The following is a 19,558-nucleotide window of genomic DNA, read 5'->3' on the forward strand; positions in this document are numbered from 1 at the left end:
AAGAAAAAAGCCCGGCTGGCGAACCAACCGGGCTGGGAAGTCTTGGGAGAGGATGCCTGAAAGGCAGGGAGAGATATGCTGGCAGGAGCGCTTTTGTGCAAGTGCGAAAAGAGAACTTTGAGTTGCATAGATTGCAATGCAGGCTCGGGAACCGAATGCGGATCGTTGAAAAACAAGTGCTTCCTGCTACCAAATCTCGCAAACGCACTGTTGCAACGCACAATATCGGACGAGTTTCCTGACTCGGCGCGCGTGGGTGACAGCTGTCCCGGCGCACGCTAGGCCCTTGCCGAGGGAGAGCCTGATGACCAGCGATATACCCGCCATCGAAGACCTTGTCGCCCGCGCCTATGCGGTGATTTCGGGCGGACCCGGCGTCCCGCGCGACTGGGACGCGATGCGCGCGCTCTACCTGCCGGGCGCGCGCATGACCGCGCTGCGCCCCGATGGCGAGGAAAGCTGCACAGTCGAGGAATACATCGCCTCGAAACGCGATTTCCTGACCGACAACGGCTTTGCCGAGAGCGCGCTCAACAACCGGATCGAGGTGTTCGGCGCCATTGCCCACGCCTGGTCCTCCTATTCCGGCGACTGGACCGAAGCCGACGGCACGCCTGGCAAGACGCGCGGCATCAATTCCTTCCAGTTGCGCCGCGACGAGACCGGCGCCTGGCGCATCCATTCGCTGCTCTGGCAGGTGGAAACGCCGGACAACCCCCTCCCCTCCGACATGGAGAGCCCCCAATGACCCGTACCCTGCTTCTCACGGTGGCCAGCCTTGCGCTCGCCAATTGCGCGCCCGCCGACACGCCCCCGCTTGCCAGCGCCCCGCCGCCGGCTCCGGCTGCAAGCGGCGACGATAAGCCCGCGCCTGACACCATGCGCTGGCTGTACGGCTCGGGTGAGGCGGCCGCGGCCTCGATCCAGACCTGGCGGCACATTGCCGATTACGCAGTTGCCGTGTCGCGCCAGCGCAAGATGCCCGAGTCCGTGCCGCTCGGCCTCCCCGATGCAGAAGGCGGCGTGGGCACGCCTTCATGCGTCGCCGAGGATGGGACGATGAAGCCCTTCGCCGCTGTCTTCGACGTGGACGAGACCGTGCTGCTCAACACCGGCTACGAATACTGGCAGGCGCTGACCGGCCGCCCCTTCGACATCGATGAATGGAACGAATGGGCAAACAACGGGGCAGGGATTGCCAAGCCCGTGCCGGGCGCTGTCACCGGCCTCAGGCGGCTACGCGAGGCGGGGATTGCGGTAATCTTCAACACCAACCGCAACACCGAAACCGCCGCCGGTACGATCGCTGCGATCGAGGCTGCGGGCACCGGCCCCGCCGTCCACCTCGAAAACCTCTTCCTGCGCGGTGACGACGCCATGGGCGGGCGTAAGGACGGGCGCCGGGCGCGCATTGCAGAGGATTATTGCGTGATCGCCATGGCGGGAGACAACCTTGGCGACTTTGCTGATGTCTTCAACGCCAACGAGGACGCCATTGCCGAGCGCCGCGCGCTTGCCGCCCGTGGTCGCTACGCGCAGCTGTGGGGCAATGGCTGGTTCCTCGTGCCGAACCCGGTCTACGGCGCCTGGCAGGAGGGCAGCGTCGGCGAGGTTTTCCCGCCCGATGCACGCTGGAAGCCCTCGCCGAGCGATGCTCCGATGACGATGGACGTCCAGTAAAGACCGCTTGCACGCAGACGCGGCCCGGATAGGATAGGTTTCAAGGGAGAGACCTATATGCCGATGAACCGCGTTTGCGAGATGACCGGGGCGGAATTCCCGCTCTTCGCCTTCAGCCACTGCCGCGATGTCGTGGCCGCCGTCAGCAAGGCGGGCGGCTTCGGCGTGCTGGGCGCGACCCGTTTCAGTCCCGAACAGCTCGAGGAGGAGCTCGCCTGGATCGACGCGCATGTCGAAGGCGCGCCCTATGGCGTCGATGTCCTCGTGCCCGAAGTCATCGACCCGCGCGTTCGCGAGCTATCCGACAACAAGAGCCGCGCCGCAGCGATCGACCCGGCCTACCAGGGCTTCGTCAATTCGGTGCTCGGCGAATACGGCATCGCGCCGGAGGCCGAGATGCCGATCCTGCGCGAACGCATGGGGATCACGCCCGAAAACGGCCTTGCGCTGATGGAGGTCGCCTTCCGCCACCCCATCAAGCTCATCGCCAACGCGCTCGGTATCGCACCGCCGGCCATGATCGAGGAAGGCAAGAAGCGCGGTGTGCCCGTGGCCGCACTGGTCGGCGCTAAGGAACACGCGATCCGGCAGGCCGAGGCGGGCGTCGACATCATCGTCGCGCAAGGCACGGAAGCCGGCGGGCACTGCGGCGAGGTCTCCACCCTCGTGCTCATCCCCGAAGTCGTGCGCGAATTGAAACGCCACGGCCACAAGATCCCCGTCCTCGCCGCAGGCGGGATCATGACCGGCGGACAGATGGCGGGCATGATGGCCGCCGGGGCGCAAGGCGCATGGACCGGATCTATCTGGCTGGCGACGCCCGAGGCGGAAACCAGCGAAGCATTCCGCGACAAGATGGTCGCCGCGCGCAGCCGCGACACCGTCCGCTCGCGCAGCCGCACCGGCAAGCCTGCGCGCCAACTAAAGACCGCATGGCACGATGCCTGGGACGCGAAGGACGGCCCGGGCACTCTGCCGATGCCGCTGATGGGCATGGTCTCCGAACCCGCCTTCGCCCGGATCGAGCGCGAGGCAGCTGCCGGCAATGAAGGCGCGCGCGAACTGGTCAGTTATTTCGTCGGACAGGGCGTCGGGCTGGTCGAGCAGGTCCGCTCCAGCCGCCAGGTGGTGATGGATTTCCGCGAGGAATTCCTCGAGGCGGTCGGAGGTCTCGCCGCAGCGGTCGGCATGGAGTGACTTGACCAGCGGGCACGCCCCGCGCAAGCCGCGCGCCATGTGGCTCGATAACCCGCGCAATCCAAACGCCCCGCTAGCCGGGCTCAAGGTCCTCGAACTCGCCCGCGTGCTCGCGGGGCCATGGGCGGGCCAGATCCTCGCCGACCTCGGCGCGGATGTGATCAAGGTCGAAAGCCCCGACGGTGACGGCACGCGTAAGTGGGGGCCGCCCTGGGTCGAACGCGAGGGCGGCGAGCGCGAAGCGGCCTATTATCACGCCACCAATCGCGGAAAGCGCTCGATCGTCGCCGACTTCAAGAGCGAGGAGGACCTTGCACGCGTGCGCGATCTCGCCGCGGGAGCCGACGTCGTGCTGGAGAACTTCAAGACCGGCGCGCTGGCGAAGTTCGGGCTCGACTATGCGAGCCTTGCCAAGGCCAATCCGGGCCTCGTCTATTGCTCGATCACCGGCTTCGGCCAGACCGGCCCGCGCGCGCATGAAGCGGGATACGACTTCGTCATCCAGGCGATGAGCGGCTTCATGGCGCTGACCGGCGAGCCGCAGGGCCAGCCGATGAAGATGGGTGTGTCGATCTCCGACCTCACCTGCGGGCTCTATTCGGTCATCGGCATCCAGGCCGCACTCGCCATGCGCGAGCGGACGGGGCGCGGCCAGCATGTCGACATGGCGCTGCTCGATTGCTCGGTCGGCCTCTTGGCGAGCCAGGCGACACATTTCCTCACCACGGGCGAAAACCCGCCGCGCATGGGTAACGAGCATGCCCAGGTCAGCGCCTATGGCGTCTTTCCCGTGGCCGATGGCGAGGTGGTGCTGGCACCGGCCAATGACGGGCTATTCCGCAAGCTGCTCTCTCTGCTCGGGCGCGAGGACCTGCTCGGTGACGAGAAGTTCGCGACAAACGAGGGCCGTCTTGCCAATCGCGAGGAGCTCGACGCCATCATCGCGGGCGAGACGCGCAAATGGCAGATGGACGAGCTGCTCGCCGACTGCGCGGAAGACGGCATCCCCGCAGGCCGCGTCAACGCAATCGACGCCGTGTTCGCCGAAGCACAGGTCAAGGCGCGCGGCATGCGCGTCGACCTCGATGGCATTCCCGGTGTGCGCAGCCCCTTCACCTTTTCCGAGGCCGAACTGGCGCTCGACCGGCCCAGCCCGCGCAAGGGCGAGCACGGGTAACCAAGGTCCCGCAGAAGTCTGGGCGGCGCGGGGTCAACCGGCTCCGCGCCGCTCGGGCGCGATCCGCCGGGCGCAGGCCCGCCAGAAGCGTTCGGCCGGGCCCTGGCCGGCAAGGCGCAGCCAGATCGGGGACCACACCAGCATCAGGGCGCCGGGCACCAGCGAGAGCGCGAACGCCTGCGAGCGCGAGACCGCGCCAAACAGGCCAGCCCCCCAGCTTGCGAACAGCGCCGAAAAGACAAGGCTCGTCATCAGGTAATTGGTCAGCGACAAACGGCCAACCGACGCCAGCAGGCGCACTGCGACGGTTCCGCACAGCGGCGTGAACAGCGCAAGGAGCGCCACCGCATAAGCAATACCCATGAGGAGGTCGAAGGGCGCTGAAAGGACCAGCGCATTACGGGCGACGACCTGCGGATCGAAACCGAGCGACTGGGCGCTGAAGGCAATGAGCGCAAGCGCGGGCAGCGCGATCAGGCAGCACAGGACGATCAGCCCCCGCGCGCGGCCGCGCGACCAGCGGGCCGGTAGCGGCCCGCTCTTCCACAGCGCAACGCCCGCCAGCATGGACGCAAGGTTGATCGGGATGCCCGCGCTGATGGCCGCAAGGCTTGCGGGCAGTGTGGCAAGCCGCCGCATGATCCGTTCGGCAAAACCTTCGCGGCCAAGCTCCATCGCATAGGCGAGCCCATCGGGATGCGCGCCGAAATTGAGCGCGAAGAATTCGGGCGATCGGCCCGCGAGCCAGGCGTAGCCGCCCCCGAGGTGGAGCGCGACAAGCGCCGCCATTCCGAGGCCCAGTGTGTGCCAGCCGAGCCCCAGGAAGAAAGGCAGTACAAGACCGGCAAGCGCGTAAACGCGCAAGATATCGTTGCTCGCCAGCAGGGTCGCGTGGACAAGGCCGATGGCGAACAGCACCGCCATGCGCGCAAGGTGCGGCCGCCAGCCGCTGCCGCGCTCCCACATCAGCGCCACCCCGACCCCGAACAGCATGGCGAAAAACGTGCGGAACTTGTCCTCTACCAGCACGAAGCTCGCGGCCCAGAGCGTGTAGTCGAGCGCGCTATCCGCACCATAGGCTGCCGGGTTCGCATAAGCCTGCAAGGGCAGCGCGAAGACGTAGACGTTCATCCACGCAATGCCGATCACGGCCACGCCGCGCAGCGCGTCGAGTTCGACGATACGGCCGGAGGTTGGGGAGACGGAGCCGGTGGATGCGGCCCCGCCTGCCGTCACGCGAGCGCCGCTTTCAAATCATCGACGAGGTCGGTGCGTTCCCACGGGAAGTCATCGCCATCGGCCTGCCTTCCGAAGTGACCATAGGCCGCGCTGTTGCGGTAGATCGGCTTGTTGAGGCCGAGGTGGGTGCGAATGCCGCGCGGGGTCAGGCCGCCTAGCTTCTCGATACCGGCAATAGCCTGTTCCAGTCCCTCGTCGGTCACACTATCGGCGCTGGTCCCGTGCGTGTCGACATAGAGTGACAGCGGCTTCGACACACCGATCGCATAGCTCAGCTGGATCGTGCAGCGCCGCGCGAGGCCCGCGGCGACGATGTTCTTGGCGAGATAGCGGGTGATGTAGGCGGCCGAGCGGTCGACCTTGGTCGGGTCCTTGCCGCTGAAGGCACCGCCGCCATGCGGGGCCGCGCCGCCATAGGTGTCGACGATGATCTTGCGGCCGGTGAGGCCAGCATCACCGTCCGGCCCGCCGATCTCGAAAGCGCCTGTCGGGTTGATGTGCCACTCGGTCTCGTCGGTGACCCAGCCATCGGGAAGGATCTCGGTGACAACGCCCTTCACATAAGCCTTGAGCTCGGCTTCCTTGTCGCCCTCGTGATAGCCCTTGGCGTGCTGGGTCGAGACGACAACGGCGGTGCAGGCGACGGGCTTGCCGTTCTCGTAGCGCAGGGTGACCTGGCTCTTCGCATCGGGCTCGAGAAAGGCGGCGGCGCCGCTCTTCCTGTCGGCGGCGAGGCGCTCGAGGATCTTGTGGCTGTAGTCGAGCGTCGCGGGCATGAGGTCGGGCGTCTCGTCGCAGGCGAAGCCGAACATGATGCCCTGGTCGCCCGCGCCCTCGTCCTTGTTGCCGCTGGCATCGACGCCCTGCGCGATTTCGGAGGACTGGCCATGCAGGTGGTTCTCGAAGGTCAGGCTCTGCCAGTGGAAGCCGTCCTGCTCGTAGCCGATTTCGCGCACTGTGCGGCGCACGGCCTTCTCGATTTCTTCCTTGGCACCGGGCGCCCAGCCGCCGTTTTCGGCCCAGTCCGGGTTATTCGCGTCGTACATCGGCGCGCAGCGGATCTCGCCGGAGAGGATCACGCGCTGCGTCGTGGTCATGGTCTCGCAAGCCACCCGCGCCTCGGGGTCCTTGGCCAGCATGAGGTCGACAATGGCGTCCGAAATCTGGTCGGAGACCTTGTCGGGATGGCCTTCCGAGACGCTCTCGGAAGTGAACAGGTAGCTGGTGCGCATGAAGCTGGAAATCCCGATATAAAGAAATCTTTATGTGTTGCGCGAGGGGTAGCCTCCCGAGCGCCGCATGGCAACCAGCGAAAGCGCCAGAAGCACCGCGGCCCAGATCAGCGTAAGCCAATGGCCAAGATGGGCAAACCAGGTGACGGGCGCGGGCGGCGGGATGACCCCGTCGATCCGCCCTTCGACGTTGCGCCCGATAGTCTCGCGCACCACCCCGCGCGCATCGATCACGGCGCTGATCCCGGTGGTGGTGGAGCGCAGGACCGGCAGCCCCTCTTCAGCCGCCCGCATCCGCGCCTGCGCCAAGTGCTGCGGCGGGCCCCAGGCGCCGAACCAGCCATCGTTGGACGGGTTGAAGATATAGTCCGGCCGGTTGCCGCGCTCGGCGACCTCGCCGGAGAAGACGATCTCGTAGCAGATCTGCATGCCCGCCTTGCCGTAGTCGCCAAGATCGAAACTCTGCGGCCCGGGCCCGGGGATGAAGTCGATGGTCCCTGCGACCAGCCGCGTCAGGCCAAGCGGTTCCAGCAGGCCCCGCATCGGCAGATACTCGCCGTAAGGCACCAGATGGGCCTTCGAATACCGCTCGCCCAGCGTACCGTCGGGCGTGATCGTGGTGACCGCGTTGTAGGCGCCCACCGCGCGCTCTCGGCCGTCCACCACGCCGATCTCGAGATCGACGGCACCGGTGAGCAGCAGGCTGTCCGGGCCGATGGTGCGGCCGATCCGGGCGCGGGCGAAGGCCGGATCGCCGCCAGCGGTCATCTGGGTGTAGTAGCGCTGCGGATAGCCATCACGCAGATAGTCCGGAATGCCGCTTTCCGGCCACAGCACAAGGCGGTGGCTCAGCGTCTCCTGCGGCGCGCTCAGGCGCGCGATGCGCTGGAACTGGTCTTCAAAGCGCGAGGCGTCGTTGATCTCCTCCTGCTGCACATTGGGCTGGACCAGAGTGAAGGGGACGATTCCTTCTGCGCCCTCGCCGGCGGGCAGGTAGACCACCGCGGCAACGGCAGTCGCTGCCAGTCCGAGAGGAAGCCAGCGACGCGCGGACACGCAATAGGCCAGCAGGACCGCAAGGCACACAACAAGACCCGAAAGCGCGTAGCTGCCAACGAAGGGAAGCGCGGCTCCAAAGCCGGGGCGGTCCCACGGGCCCAGCATCATCATCGAGAACGGCCCCCAGCTGTAGCCGGTGAAGACCCAGCTGCGCAGCCATTCCGCGGCAACCCAAAGCGCTCCGAAAGCGAGTGCGAAGACCGGCAGGGGACCCCCGCGCGCAATCCGCCAGGCGGCGCCCGTAGCGAGCGCCGGCCAGACCGCGAGGTAGAACGAGAGCAGCGGCACCGCCGCCCAGCCGAGCGCGACGGGCATCTCCGCCTGATAGGTAAAGGCGGTGGCGATCCAGTTGTTGGTCAGGGTGAAGTGGGCAAGGCCAAACAGCCAGCCCAGCATCATGGCGCGGCGGAGGGACGAAGCCTGCCAGGCCAGCCAGCCGAAACTGCCGATGGCGGCGAGCCCGATGGGCCATAGATGCAGCGGCTGGAACCCCAGCGCCGAAAGGGCCCCCAGCGCGAGCGCTGCGAGGGCGGGATGCGAACGGGCCAGGCCGACGAAACTCTTCATCGCCGTGGCCCTTATCGCGTCAGGTCAGCTCTGCAAGCGCGATCAGCCGACCGCGCTCACCTCGCTGTCGTCATCCTGCTTGCGCTTGCGGCGCTTGGGCGCGGGCGCTTCGTCTTCGTCGGCAGAGCCGATCGACGGGGGCAGGACAGCGGCGTCGATCTCGCCCTCATTGCCCTGGGCGCCTTCTTCGCCCTTCTTGGCCTTGCGCGGGGCGCGGCGCTTCTTGGGCGCCTCATCCTCATCGTCGCGGCGGGTGAAGGGGTTTTCCGAAGGCTCGAAATTGCCGTCGTCGCTCTCGTCACCGCCCTTGGGCTTGCGCGAGCGCGGCTTGCGGCCGCCGTCGTCCTGGTCGTCGCGCTTGCCGCGCGAACGGCGGTTGTTACGGCGATCGTCGCCTTCGCCATCGTCCTCGTCGTCGTCCGACGAATTCTGGCCGCGCTCTTCGTTGCGCTTGGCCTTGGCTTCTTCCTGGCGGGCCTTGTTGTCGGCAATCACGCGGAAGTAGTGATCGGCGAACTGCAGGTAGTATTCGGCCTGCACGCGGTCGCCATTGTGCTGGGCGTCCTGCGCGAGCTTCTTGTACTTGTCGAGCAGCTGGGGCGCGTTGCCCCGCGCGCGGCTGTCGATCCGGTTGGCGTTGTTCCCGCCGCCCTGGTTCCGATTGCCGCGACCGCGACGACGGTTATTGCGATTGTTGTTCAAGGGTAGTTGGTCCTCATTCAATGCGCGGCGCGGACCCTTGCAATTCCGGTCCCCTGTGGCCGCGTGACCCCTTGCGCGGCTGCGCCTGTCGCAGCTCGCGTGCCCCAGTCTGTGCATGGTATGCGTGGCCCTGGGCCGCGCACCATAACTGCAATGTCGGAGCTAGAACCGGCGGCAAGGCGTTAGCCACACACCACTGGCCTGTGGCCAGAGGTAAGGGGTCGAATCGCCTTTGCCAAGTCTTTTATCGCAGCACCAGCGCGCGCGGCCGTCCGCCAAGGTCCTTGTGAGCGTTCACCGAAAAACCCGATTCGCGCGCGATCGACGACACGGCCGCCTCCTGAGAAGCGCCGATCTCGAGCACTGCGACCCCGCCCGGCACAAGGAGCTTGCCAAGCTGCGGGATGATCACGCGATATTCGTCAAGCCCTTCCGGCCCTGCAAACAACGCTGAGGCCGGTTCGTAATCGCGCACGTCCGAGTCGAGCGCGGCGTCCTCCTCGACATAGGGCGGGTTGCACAGCACTAGGTCGAACTGGCCAAGTCCCTCCGCCCAGCCCGGCTGCGTCCAGTCGCGCAGCAGGAACTTTGCCTGCTTGCGCCCAAGCCCCAGCCGCTGCGCGTTGTTCTCGGCCACGTGGAGCGCCGCTTGCGAGGCGTCGATTGCGACACCCGCAGCGTCCTCCAGCTCAAGCAGCGCGGTCACGAACAGCGCGCCCGAGCCGGTGCCCATGTCGAGCACTCGCCTGGCACGGGCCGCGTGTTCCTGCGCCGCGTAGATCAGCGTCTCGCTGTCGGAGCGAGGGATCAGCACGTCGCGCGTCACCCGGAAGGTGCGCCCGAAAAATTCCTGGTTGCCGAGAATGTAAGCCAGCGGTTCGCGCGCGAGCCGTCGCTGGATCAGGACTTCGTAAGCGTCCACGGGTGCCGCCTCGCCATCGATATCCAGCCGCCACAGATCTGCGCGCGGGATACGCGCGGCCTCACTCATCAGATATTCGGCGTCGAGCCGCGGAGTATCGCTGACGGCTTGAAGACGCTCCGTCCCCCGGCGAATGGCCTCGGCGTGGCTGAGCCTAGCCATCCATCGCGGCGAGCCGCTTGGCCTCGTCCTCGGCGATGAGCGCGTCGACCAGTTCGCCAAGGCCCGGCCCAGCAATGATCTGCGGCAGTTTCTGCAGCGTGAGCCCAATGCGGTGGTCGGTCACGCGCCCTTGCGGGAAATTGTAGGTGCGGATGCGCTCCGAGCGGTCGCCCGACCCCACCATGGCCTTCCGCGCCTCGGCCTCCGCGCCCTGCGTCGCTTCGCGCTGCGCATCGTAGAGCCGCGTGCGCAGGACCTGCATCGCCTGTTCGCGGTTCTTGTGCTGGCTGCGCCCGTCCTGGCAGGTGACGACAGTACCCGTCGGCAGGTGCGTGATGCGGATCGCGCTGTCGGTGGTGTTGACGTGCTGGCCGCCCGCCCCGCTGGCGCGGTAGGTGTCGATCTTGAGGTCGCCCGGATCGATCTGCACATCGACCTCGTCCGGCTCGGGCAGCACGGCCACCGTCGCTGCCGAGGTATGGATGCGCCCGCCGCTTTCGGTCTCTGGCACGCGCTGGACGCGGTGGACGCCGCTTTCGAACTTCAGCTTGGCAAAGACGCCCGTGCCGGTGACGTTGGCGACGATTTCCTTGAAGCCCCCGACTTCGGACGCGCTCATGCTGACGGGCTCGACCTTCCAGCCCTGTTCGGCGGCGTAGCGTTCGTACATGCGATAAAGATCGCCTGCGAACAGCGCGGCCTCGTCCCCGCCCGTGCCGGCGCGGATTTCGAGCATGGCGGGCTTGCTGTCGGCGCTGTCCTTGGGAAGCATGGCAATGGCCAGCTGGCGCTCGGCTTCGGGCAGGCGTTCGCGGATCGCGGCCAGCTCCTCTTCGGCCATGGCCTTCATTTCCGGATCGGCGAGCATCTCTTCAAGGCTCGCGATTTCCTTGCGCGCAGCCTTCACCTCGGAGGCGATCTTCGCCACCGGCTCCAGCTCCGCATAGTCGCGGCTCGCCTGGACGAATTCATCGCCCTCGAGCTGGCCCGAGGCCATACGCGCTTCGAGCTCGGCGAAACGGTTGGCGATCTGGTCAAGGCGTTCGGCGGGAATGCTCATGGCTTAGCCGAGCAGCCCTTCGATACGCGTGCGTTCGGCATCCTCGGCCTTGATCCGGCGGTTCTCCGCCCCGTCGCGCACATCGAATGCGACGATGGCATCGGCGCCGGCCTTCACCGCCTTGTCGAAGCGCTTGCGGGGGCTCCCCGAAGCGTAAAGCTCTGCCGAGAACCCTGCGGCGCGCAAAGTGCCAAGCGCGGCGATGGCTGAAGCCATGGCGGCATCGTTCTCAACCACCACGATCGCATCCGCGTTGGGTTCGCCGCGCTCTCCCACCAGCATCGCAAGCCGCTCGATTCCCGCGGCCCAGCCTACTGCAGGCGTGGGCGCGCCGCCGAGGCTTTCCATCAGGCCGTCGTAGCGCCCGCCGCCGAGGATGGTGCTCTGGCTGCCGAGCTTGCCGGCGGCCTCGCTGCCCTCGTCGGGAATGAATTCGAAGGCGGTGTGGCGGTAATAGTCGAGGCCGCGCACGAGGCTTTCGGCCCGCGTCCACTTCACGCCGGCCGCATCGAGGCCGCTGGTGACCGCCTCGAAAAACGCCTTGGCCTCATCGGTCAGGAAATCGTCGATCTTGGGCGCATCGGCCACGAAGCGCTGGTCGCGGCGATCCTTGGAATCGAGAATGCGCAGCGGGTTCTTTTCGAGCCGCTCCTGCGAATCCTCCGAAAGCTCGTCCTTCACGGCGCGGAAGTGTTCGACGAGCGCAGCGCGCCAGGCTTCGCGGCTGTCTCCATCGCCCAGCGTGTTGAGGTGTAGCGTCACGCCCGCAATGCCGAGTTCCTTCAGGAGCTGGTCGGCCATGGCGAGCAGTTCGACGTCGGCCTGCGGTTCGCCCGCGCCGAGGATTTCCGCATCGATCTGGTGGAACTGGCGATAGCGGCCCTTCTGCGGGCGCTCGTAACGGAACAGCGGGCCGTGCGTGCCGACCTTGAGGGGCGCGTGCTGCTGCCAGCCGTTCGACAGATAGGCGCGCGCGATCCCGGCGGTGAACTCGGGCCGCAGCGTCAGGCTCTCGCCCCCGCGATCGTCGAAGGAGTACATTTCCTTGCTGACCACATCGGTGGTTTCGCCGATGGCACGGCTGAACACTTCGGTCTTTTCGAAGACCGGCATTTCGACGCGGCGGAAGCGGTACAGCTTGCGGACGCGCTCGAAGGTCTCGACGACGAAGGCGAAGGCCTCGGCGTCAGCACCGAAAATGTCCTGCGTGCCGCGAATGGCTTGGGGAGTCTTGGGCATGGGGGGCGCCTTTAAGTGCGTTGGTCGCCCGCAGCAAGCTGCTGGCTCGCACTGATCCGTCCAACTCCCCCTCCCGACCACCCATGAAATACCGTACCGTGGGTGGTCGGGAGGGGGAGTGGGCCGGTGCTGCAAGCCCTCGACGGATGTCGAAGGCGAACCAACCAAAAGACTCGGTTGCCGCCCTACCCCCGCTCCGCTATCCGCGCGGCGAAGTCTTTCTGGGGAGAGGGGCGAACCGAAAAACTATTTGCGAGAGCACGAATGCGCATCGACATGATCCCCGTGGGCGACAATCCGCCCGAAAGCCTCAACGTCATCATCGAAGTGCCGACCGGCGGCGAACCGGTGAAGTATGAATTCGACAAGGATTCGGGCGCGCTGTTCGTGGACCGCATCCTCCACACGCCGATGCGCTATCCGGCAAACTACGGCTTCATCCCGCACACGCTGTCGCCCGATGGCGATCCGCTCGACGCGCTGGTCATCGCGCGTTCGCCCTTCATCCCGGGTTGCGTCGTTCGTTCGCGCCCGATCGGCGTGCTCAACCTCGAGGACGAGCATGGCGGCGACGAGAAGCTGATCTGCGTCCCCATCGATTCGACCTTCCCATACTATTCGGATGTCGGCGAAACGAAGGACCTGCCCTCGATCATTTTCCAGCAGATCGAGCACTTCTTCACGCACTACAAGGATCTCGAAAGCGAGAAGTGGGTGCGTATCGGCAACTGGGGCGACGCCGCCGAAGCGCGCCAGATCGTGAAAGAAGCGATCGAGCGCTACGAAGCGGGCAAGTAAGCGCTATTCGACCGGGCGGGAGTGGTCGAGCAGGTCCTTGTCCTGCTCCGCTCCCGTACGGCTCCGCTCTTCCTCGACCATAGCCGCGATCTCGTCGGCCGGACGCACATCTTCCTCCACACCGGCCGGCGCCATGGGGCGTACGGGCTTCGATTCCTCCGTTCCAGGCTTCTGCGCCGTTGCCGTAGCCTCGGTCGCGAAGGGAACGGTGGCTGAGCGCGGGTCGAAACGAAGGCGATAGATCGGCTCGGGAAGTCCGAAGCCGGCCTCTTCCAGCGCCACCTTGACCGCGGGGATGGCCCGGCTGCGCGCCTTGTTCCAATCCGTTTCGCGCTGGTCGACCCAGCCGAGGAAGCGGATCACCACGTTCGAATCGCCTACTTCCACGATCCGCGCCTCGGCCGGCGGATCGTTGAGGATGAAGTCGAGCCCGGCCAGCGTGTCGCGGCCCAGTTGCCGCGCCGCGGTCGCATCGTCGTCGGCATCGACGCCGAGATCGAATTCCAGCCGCCGTTGGGGATTGCGCGTGTAGTTTGTGATGACCGCGCGGAAGACCTGTCCGTTCGGAATGCGCAAATGGTTGCCGTCAAGGGTCATGAGAACCGTCGCGCGGCTCGTAAGGCGGATCACCCGGCCTTCATAGCTGTCGATCAGCACCCAGTCGTTCGCACGGAACGGTTGGCGCAGGCTCAGCAGCAGCGAAGCGACGTAGTTCTCGACCGTTTCGCGCATGGCAAAGCCGAGCGCGATGCCGACAACGCCCGCACCGCCGAGGACCGCGCCGAGCAGCGCGGTCGCGCCGATCATGTCGAGCGCGATCACCAGGCCGCCGATGAAGAAGATGAACCGGATGGCGCTCGCGATCAGCTCGGCCAGGAAGCCGTTCGGCGCAATGCGTTGCCACAGGCCGCCAAGGCCTGCGATCAGGAACCCGGCCAAGGCGATTACCGCCCACACCGCCATTGCGGCGCCGATGAGCGGCAAGGCCTTGAGGAATTCCGCCCAGCGCTCACCCAGCACCGATATGCCGGCGCTGTCGGCTGAAACCGACAGATCGCGTTCGAGCCCGTTCTGGACGGTAACCACGCCGGACACTCGGCTCACGATCGCCTCGGCGCGGTCGATATCATCTGCCTTGGGGACCGTGCCCGAGAGCGTGACCACGCCCTCGCTCACTTCGATCCCGACATCGGCGAAGGCCGGCAGCTCGGCGAAGATGCCCGTGATGCGCTCGGCAATCTGGTCGTCCGCACCGGCTTCCTGCGTTGCCGAGATGGTCTGGACCGGCGTTGGCGTTTCAACCGTTTCCGCAGGCGCCTCAAGCTGGGCTGCCAGCGGCACTGCCCACAGGAGGGTGAGAAAGGCGAGAAGACGCCTCATTGCCCGGCGATCGACATCCCGTCGATGCGGAAGGTGGGGACATCGACCCCGCGCACGAGCTCGAGGTCGTTGGCCGGCACCAGCGCGCGGAACATTTCCGGCAGCGTGCCCGCCACGGTGATTTCGGCGACCGGCTCGGCCAGCTCGCCATTGCGGATCCTGAGGCCGCTCGCCCCGCGGCTGTAGTCGCCGGTGACGAGGTTCACCCCCTGCCCGAACAGGTCGGTCACGAAGAGCCCGTCTTCGATATCGGCGATCAGCTCCGCCAAACTGTGCGATCCAGCTTCCATGATGACATTACTCACACCGACGCCAGGCGATCCCCCGCCGCCGCGACTGGCGTGGCCGGTGAGCGCGAGATCGAGCTGCGCCGCGCTCGCCACATTGGTCAGCCAGCCGGTGATCCGGCCGTCTTCGACAAGCGCGCGCGGAGTGGCGCCGACGCCTTCCCCGTCGTAGTTGCGCGAGCGCAGGCCGCGCGGACGATGCGGGTCTTCCATGATCCTAAGGGCGCTGTCGAACAGGCTCTCGTCCTCGCGGTCGATCAGGAAGCTCGCCTTGCGGGCAATGGCCGTGGCGGTCATCGCACCGAGCAGGTGTCCAAGGACGCCGCTGCCGACCCGCGGGTCGAAAACCACGGGCATCTTGCCGGAGGGCAGCGAGCCGGGCGACACCTTGCGCACCGCGCGTTCGCCCGCCTCGCGGCCGATATCGGCCGGATCCGGCAGGTCGCTGCGGTGGCGCTGGGTGCGGTAGGCGTAGTCGGTCTGCTTGTCGCCGCCCTCGCCCGCCACGACGCTGGCTGAAAGCGTGTGCGAGCCGCCCGAATGGCCGCGCGCAAAGCCCTGGCTGGTGGCCAGCGCAAAGGTGGTGCGCGAATAGGACGCCCCGCCTCCGTTGGAATTGGTGACCCCCTCGACCGCGCGGGCAGCATCCTCGCAGGCGAGCGCGGTTTCGCGCAGCTCGACCGGGCTCGGCTCCCCGGCGTCGACCAGCTCGAGATCGCGGAGCTCCCCGCTGAACAGGGCATCTGCCGGAGCAAGGCCGCCATAGGGGTCTTCGGGAGCGAGACGCGCCATTTCGACCGCGCGCTGCGCCAGGGTCTTCAGGCTTTCATGTGCGAAATCGCTGGTGTTGATCGAGGCCGAGCGACGCCCGACGAAAACCCGCAGGCTGATCTCCTCGCTTTCCGAGCGCTCGACCTCTTCCAGCGCGCCGAGACGAACGCTGACGCTTTCCGAGGAGGAAGCGCGCGCGGCGGCGTCGGCTTCGTCCGCGCCCATTGATCGGGCGAGGTCGACGAGATCCTGGCAGCGCTCGAGCGCTGTATCGCTATCGATCACGGGCGGTGTCCGGTAAAACTAGTCATCCCGCGCGAGGTAGGCGCGCGGGTCGGACCTGACAACCGCCCGACGTATCAGGCGAAAATAAGCCGGAAGAAGGCCGTGAGGGCAAACGGGAGGCCGATGGCGAGGCCCCACAGGAGGAGCTGGTCGCGCCGGAAGGCCGGCTTCAGGTCCATATCGGCCGCTTCATCGTCCGACAGGCCGACCCAGCGGCGTTCGAACCAACGGCAGGCCGGGATTATGCCGGCAACGAGAACCACGAGGGCGAGATAGGGGAGGATGGAGGAAGAGCCCTGCTTCATCGCGTGAACGGTCACGAAGATTTGCAGGCCGGTATAAACGAGCAGCGCGAGGGCGACATTGTCGCTCATGGATTTACGCCAGTCGTGCGCGCGTTCCGATGCGTGACCGGTGGCGATATCGTGTTCGTGGAGCGCCTTGTTCACTGCGTCTCTCCCAGTTTTGTCCTACCCGAATCGCATTGTTTCAAAATCGGGGCATTCTGGCAAGCAAAGCTGCGCGCAAGTGTCGTTGCCGTCCTTGGATGGAACAGCCATACCGTCGCAATGTCGGAGCGGTGCCGCATTTGTGCCGTCCATGCACGAATCCTGCCAATTCATCGAAAAGGGGTGATCGCAGGGTTTTCACACACGGTTCGCATGCTATGGCCGGGTCCATGGCCGATGTTACGATGAGCCCGGAAAACGACGCGGTGCACGACGCCGCCCCGCCCATCCCGCAAGGGGGGCTGGAAGTGATCTCGATCGCGAAAAGCTACGACAAGCGCGCGGTGCTGACCGATATTTCGCTCACTGTCGGCAAGGGCGAAGTCCTTGGCCTGCTCGGCCCCAACGGCGCCGGCAAGACCACCTGCTTCTATTCGATCATGGGCCTCGTGCGCCCGGACGCCGGCCGCATCCTTATGGACGGCGACGACGTGACCAACCTGCCGATGTATCGCCGCGCGATCCTGGGCCTTGGCTACCTCCCCCAGGAAACCAGCATCTTCCGCGGCATGACGGTCGAGCAGAACATCAATTGCGTGCTGGAGATGGTCGAGCCGGACAAGGACACGCGTGAAGCAGAGCTGGAACGCCTGCTCGACGAATTCGGCCTCACGCGCCTGCGCGCAAGCCCGGCCATGGCGCTTTCGGGCGGCGAGCGGCGCCGGGCCGAGATTGCCCGCGCGCTTGCGGCCAAGCCCTCGATCATGCTGCTCGACGAACCCTTCGCCGGGATCGATCCGCTCTCGATCAGCGACATTCGCGACCTCGTGAAGGATCTGAAAACCCGCGGCATCGGCGTGCTCATCACCGATCACAATGTGCGCGAAACGCTGGAGATCGTCGACCGGGCCTGCATCATCTATGGCGGGCAGGTCCTGTTCGCCGGCACGCCCGAGGCGCTGGTCGCCGACGAGAACGTGCGCCGCCTCTATCTTGGCGAAAGCTTCACCCTGTGATCCGCCGAAGCACCAGGAACTGATCTATGGCGCTGGGTCCGCGCCTCGACCTTCGGCAAACCCAATCGCTGGTGATGACGCCTCAGATGCAGCAGGCGATCAAGCTGCTGGCGCTGTCGAACCTGGAGATCGAGACCTTCGTTTCCGAAGCGCTCGAATCCAACCCGCTTCTCGAGATGGGCGAAGTGCAGCGCGAGGCCGGGGAGGACACACCGACCGCCGAGCCACAGGAACACGAGGCGACACCCGATTTCGACGGCGAGGCCGCGCTCGATGTGGCGCAGCACGCGCTCGATCCCGAAGCGGCGCCCGGCGACATGGGCGACTGGAGCCGCGGAGACATCGGTGCAGGCGGCGGCGAGATGCCCGACCTCGAGAACCGCTCGGGCAGCGGGCCAACGCTGGCTGAACATTTGCTCGACCAGGTAGGCGCGGTGGCGCACGACAGCCGTGAGGCCTTGGTAGCATCGCGGATCATCGGCGAACTCGACGAGGCCGGATACCTGCCCACACAGCTCAGGATGATTGCCGAGGAACTTGGGGTGCCGCTGTCCGAAGCCGAACGCGCGCTCGAGACGGTGCAGTCGCTCGATCCGACCGGGGTGGGCGCCCGCACGCTGTCAGAGTGCCTCGCGCTGCAGGCGAAGGAAGCGGATCGCTTCGATCCGTGCATGGCGCGGCTGATCGACAATTTGGACCTAGTCGCTGCCGGCGAGATCGCCCGCCTGAAGCGGATGTGCGAAGTCGACGACGAGGATTTCGCCGACATGCTGGCGGAACTGCGCGACTATGATCCCAAGCCCGGCCTCGCTTATGGAGGTGGGGGCGAAGCGGCGGTTGTGCCCGATGTGCTGATCACGCAGAAGGATCACGGCTGGGATATTCGCATCAACGAAGCCAGCCTGCCGCGTCTCGTCGTCAACCGGCAATACTATCTCGAGCTGAAGGATGGCGCGCGCGATAAGGCGTCGCAGAGCTGGCTCAATGAGCAGCTGGGCGAAGCAGACTGGCTGATCCGTGCGCTCGACCAGCGCCAGAAGACGATCCTCAAGACCGCCGCCGAAATCGTGAAGAAGCAGGAGGGGTTCTTCCGGGAGGGCGTCACCGCCATGCGCCCGCTCACCTTGCGCGAAGTGGCCGAAGAAATAGAGATGCACGAAAGCACGGTCAGCCGTGTCACCAGCAACAAGTATCTTTCCTGCCCGCGCGGGACCTTCGAAATGAAGTACTTCTTCTCCAGCGGCGTCGCTGCGGCCGATGGTGAAGGTGCGTCTTCGGAAGCAATCAAGGCCCGGATCAGGGCGCTGTGCGATGCCGAGGACCCCAAGAAGGTGCTGTCCGACCAGAAGCTCGCCGACATGCTGAACGAGGAAGGCTTCGACCTCGCCCGGCGCACGGTCGCCAAGTATCGCGAGGCGATCGGCATCGGCTCCAGCGCCCAAAGGCGACGGGAGAAAAAACTGAAGTCCTTGTGAGTCTTCTCGACAACACCGCAAAAAAGTTAACGCCTTTTACCTCGCGTTAACCTTTTCCGTTCAGACCTTGTGTGGTTAATACAGGGCAACACCTCTTTCCGAGGGGTTACCGCGAGACACTAGGGAACCAACGGGGGATATCCCAATGCGTGTACTGCTGATCGAAGACGAGCCGACAACCGCCAAGGCCATCGAGCTGATGCTCACGACCGAAGGCTTCAACGTCTACTCGACCGACCTCGGTGAGGAAGGTTTGGACCTCGGCAAGCTGTATGATTACGACATCATCCTGCTCGACCTCAACCTGCCCGACATGCACGGCTACGATGTGCTCAAGAAGCTGCGCGTCGCCAAGGTGCAGACGCCGGTCCTGATCCTTTCGGGCATTGCCGAAATGGACAGCAAGATCCGTTCGTTCGGCTTCGGTGCCGACGATTATGTGACCAAGCCCTTCCACCGCGAAGAACTGGTTGCCCGCATCCACGCCGTGGTGCGCCGTTCGAAGGGCCACAGCCAGTCGATCATCCGCACCGGCAAGCTCGCCGTGAACCTCGATGCGAAGACCGTCGAAGTCGACGGCGCCCGCGTCCACCTGACCGGCAAGGAATACGCGATGCTCGAGCTGCTTTCGCTGCGCAAGGGCACCACGCTGACCAAGGAAATGTTCCTCAACCACCTGTATGGCGGGATGGACGAGCCAGAACTCAAGATCATCGACGTCTTCATCTGCAAGCTGCGCAAGAAGCTCAGCCATGCATGCGGCGGCGAGAACTACATCGAAACCGTCTGGGGCCGTGGCTACGTGCTGCGCGACCCGAACGAAGAGGCGGAAGCCGCCTAAGACACCAGCTTCCTTTGGAC

18 protein-coding genes are annotated in these 19,558 nt (G+C 65.9%); 8 read left to right on the plus strand and 10 right to left on the minus strand.

What is annotated here, in order from left to right:
- The first annotated feature begins 304 nt into the window (after positions 1–304).
- From KUV82_RS13835 to KUV82_RS13850, 4 genes are read left to right on the plus strand one after another with little or no spacing between them, the layout of a single operon-like run.
- On the plus strand, positions 305–748 hold the full coding sequence (locus KUV82_RS13835; protein WP_219954818.1) for a hypothetical protein: 444 nt from the start codon (positions 305–307) through the stop codon (positions 746–748).
- Positions 745–1,680 carry a 5'-nucleotidase, lipoprotein e(P4) family gene (locus KUV82_RS13840; RefSeq protein WP_219954819.1) on the plus strand — a complete coding sequence of 312 codons (936 nt, stop codon included), beginning with the start codon at positions 745–747 and terminating at the stop codon, positions 1,678–1,680. The genes KUV82_RS13835 and KUV82_RS13840 overlap by 4 nt, the downstream gene beginning before the upstream one ends.
- Positions 1,681–1,737: 57 nt before the next feature.
- Positions 1,738–2,877, plus strand: a complete 1,140-nt coding sequence (locus KUV82_RS13845) for a nitronate monooxygenase (protein ID WP_219954820.1) — start codon at positions 1,738–1,740, stop codon at positions 2,875–2,877.
- Between the two features lie 37 nt (positions 2,878–2,914).
- The gene (locus KUV82_RS13850; protein ID WP_219956347.1) at positions 2,915–4,054 is read left to right on the plus strand and encodes a CaiB/BaiF CoA transferase family protein; all 1,140 of its coding nucleotides are present in this window, start codon (positions 2,915–2,917) and stop codon (positions 4,052–4,054) included.
- A gap of 33 nt (positions 4,055–4,087) precedes the next feature.
- Here KUV82_RS13850 and KUV82_RS13855 read toward each other — a convergent pair whose 3' ends face one another.
- From KUV82_RS13855 to hisS, 7 genes are all read right to left on the minus strand, one after another.
- Complete coding sequence (locus KUV82_RS13855) at positions 4,088–5,290, minus strand: DUF418 domain-containing protein (RefSeq protein WP_258319772.1); 1,203 nt, start codon at positions 5,288–5,290, stop codon at positions 4,088–4,090.
- Positions 5,287–6,525, minus strand: a complete 1,239-nt coding sequence (gene metK, locus KUV82_RS13860) for a methionine adenosyltransferase (RefSeq protein ID WP_219954821.1) — start codon at positions 6,523–6,525, stop codon at positions 5,287–5,289. Before metK ends, KUV82_RS13855 begins: the two co-directional genes overlap by 4 nt.
- A gap of 30 nt (positions 6,526–6,555) precedes the next feature.
- Positions 6,556–8,151: an apolipoprotein N-acyltransferase gene (gene lnt, locus KUV82_RS13865; protein WP_219954822.1), complete on the minus strand. Its 1,596-nt coding sequence runs from the start codon at positions 8,149–8,151 to the stop codon at positions 6,556–6,558.
- A 42-nt stretch (positions 8,152–8,193) separates the two neighbouring features.
- Positions 8,194–8,853: a DUF4167 domain-containing protein gene (locus KUV82_RS13870; RefSeq protein ID WP_258319773.1), complete on the minus strand. Its 660-nt coding sequence runs from the start codon at positions 8,851–8,853 to the stop codon at positions 8,194–8,196.
- Positions 8,854–9,097: 244 nt separating this feature from the next.
- Entirely contained in the window at positions 9,098–9,937 is an 840-nt protein-coding gene (gene prmC / locus KUV82_RS13875) for a peptide chain release factor N(5)-glutamine methyltransferase (RefSeq protein ID WP_219954824.1), read from the minus strand.
- Positions 9,930–10,997, minus strand: a complete 1,068-nt coding sequence (gene prfA, locus KUV82_RS13880) for a peptide chain release factor 1 (RefSeq protein ID WP_219954825.1) — start codon at positions 10,995–10,997, stop codon at positions 9,930–9,932. The genes prmC and prfA overlap by 8 nt, the downstream gene beginning before the upstream one ends.
- A gap of 3 nt (positions 10,998–11,000) precedes the next feature.
- The gene (gene hisS / locus KUV82_RS13885; RefSeq protein ID WP_219954826.1) at positions 11,001–12,236 is read right to left on the minus strand and encodes a histidine--tRNA ligase; all 1,236 of its coding nucleotides are present in this window, start codon (positions 12,234–12,236) and stop codon (positions 11,001–11,003) included.
- A 264-nt stretch (positions 12,237–12,500) separates the two neighbouring features.
- Here hisS and ppa point away from each other — a divergent pair, with 264 nt between their 5' ends.
- Positions 12,501–13,034 (plus strand): inorganic diphosphatase, encoded by a 534-nt coding sequence (gene ppa, locus KUV82_RS13890; protein ID WP_219954827.1) that lies wholly within the window; start codon positions 12,501–12,503, stop codon positions 13,032–13,034.
- 3 nt (positions 13,035–13,037) lie between these two features.
- Here the strand turns inward: ppa and KUV82_RS13895 are convergent, their stop codons facing one another.
- From KUV82_RS13895 to KUV82_RS13905, 3 genes are all read right to left on the minus strand, one after another.
- A complete protein-coding gene (locus KUV82_RS13895) occupies positions 13,038–14,414 on the minus strand; it encodes a mechanosensitive ion channel family protein (RefSeq protein WP_219954828.1) in 1,377 nt (458 codons plus the stop codon).
- A complete protein-coding gene (locus KUV82_RS13900; RefSeq protein ID WP_375541218.1) occupies positions 14,411–15,757 on the minus strand; it encodes a TldD/PmbA family protein in 1,347 nt (448 codons plus the stop codon). The genes KUV82_RS13895 and KUV82_RS13900 overlap by 4 nt, the downstream gene beginning before the upstream one ends.
- Before the next feature lie 74 nt (positions 15,758–15,831).
- Positions 15,832–16,206: a hypothetical protein gene (locus KUV82_RS13905; protein WP_219954829.1), complete on the minus strand. Its 375-nt coding sequence runs from the start codon at positions 16,204–16,206 to the stop codon at positions 15,832–15,834.
- Between the two features lie 245 nt (positions 16,207–16,451).
- Here KUV82_RS13905 and lptB point away from each other — a divergent pair, with 245 nt between their 5' ends.
- From lptB to ctrA, 3 genes are all read left to right on the plus strand, one after another.
- The gene (lptB, locus tag KUV82_RS13910; protein ID WP_375541244.1) at positions 16,452–17,222 is read left to right on the plus strand and encodes an LPS export ABC transporter ATP-binding protein; all 771 of its coding nucleotides are present in this window, start codon (positions 16,452–16,454) and stop codon (positions 17,220–17,222) included.
- A gap of 26 nt (positions 17,223–17,248) precedes the next feature.
- Positions 17,249–18,697 (plus strand): RNA polymerase factor sigma-54, encoded by a 1,449-nt coding sequence (gene rpoN, locus KUV82_RS13915; protein WP_219954831.1) that lies wholly within the window; start codon positions 17,249–17,251, stop codon positions 18,695–18,697.
- 145 nt (positions 18,698–18,842) lie between these two features.
- Positions 18,843–19,538: a response regulator transcription factor CtrA gene (ctrA, locus tag KUV82_RS13920; RefSeq protein WP_142787809.1), complete on the plus strand. Its 696-nt coding sequence runs from the start codon at positions 18,843–18,845 to the stop codon at positions 19,536–19,538.
- The last annotated feature ends 20 nt before the right edge of the window (positions 19,539–19,558 follow it).

The sequence above is a fragment of the Qipengyuania flava genome (assembly GCF_019448255.1).
Taxonomy (GTDB): domain Bacteria; phylum Pseudomonadota; class Alphaproteobacteria; order Sphingomonadales; family Sphingomonadaceae; genus Qipengyuania; species Qipengyuania flava_A.

Excerpts from the sequence above, each read along its gene's own strand:
- KUV82_RS13835 (WP_219954818.1), top strand. The coding sequence starts at position 305 with ATGACCAGCGATATACCCGCCATCGAAGACCTTGTCGCCCGCGCCTAT.
- KUV82_RS13840 (WP_219954819.1), top strand. The coding sequence starts at position 745 with ATGACCCGTACCCTGCTTCTCACGGTGGCCAGCCTTGCGCTCGCCAAT.
- KUV82_RS13845 (WP_219954820.1), top strand. The coding sequence starts at position 1,738 with ATGCCGATGAACCGCGTTTGCGAGATGACCGGGGCGGAATTCCCGCTC.
- KUV82_RS13850 (WP_219956347.1), top strand. The coding sequence starts at position 2,915 with ATGTGGCTCGATAACCCGCGCAATCCAAACGCCCCGCTAGCCGGGCTC.
- metK (WP_219954821.1), bottom strand. The coding sequence starts at position 6,525 with ATGCGCACCAGCTACCTGTTCACTTCCGAGAGCGTCTCGGAAGGCCAT.
- lnt (WP_219954822.1), bottom strand. The coding sequence starts at position 8,151 with ATGAAGAGTTTCGTCGGCCTGGCCCGTTCGCATCCCGCCCTCGCAGCG.
- prmC (WP_219954824.1), bottom strand. The coding sequence starts at position 9,937 with ATGGCTAGGCTCAGCCACGCCGAGGCCATTCGCCGGGGGACGGAGCGT.
- prfA (WP_219954825.1), bottom strand. The coding sequence starts at position 10,997 with ATGAGCATTCCCGCCGAACGCCTTGACCAGATCGCCAACCGTTTCGCC.
- hisS (WP_219954826.1), bottom strand. The coding sequence starts at position 12,236 with ATGCCCAAGACTCCCCAAGCCATTCGCGGCACGCAGGACATTTTCGGT.
- ppa (WP_219954827.1), top strand. The coding sequence starts at position 12,501 with ATGCGCATCGACATGATCCCCGTGGGCGACAATCCGCCCGAAAGCCTC.
- KUV82_RS13895 (WP_219954828.1), bottom strand. The coding sequence starts at position 14,414 with ATGAGGCGTCTTCTCGCCTTTCTCACCCTCCTGTGGGCAGTGCCGCTG.
- lptB (WP_375541244.1), top strand. The coding sequence starts at position 16,452 with ATGAGCCCGGAAAACGACGCGGTGCACGACGCCGCCCCGCCCATCCCG.
- rpoN (WP_219954831.1), top strand. The coding sequence starts at position 17,249 with ATGGCGCTGGGTCCGCGCCTCGACCTTCGGCAAACCCAATCGCTGGTG.
- ctrA (WP_142787809.1), top strand. The coding sequence starts at position 18,843 with ATGCGTGTACTGCTGATCGAAGACGAGCCGACAACCGCCAAGGCCATC.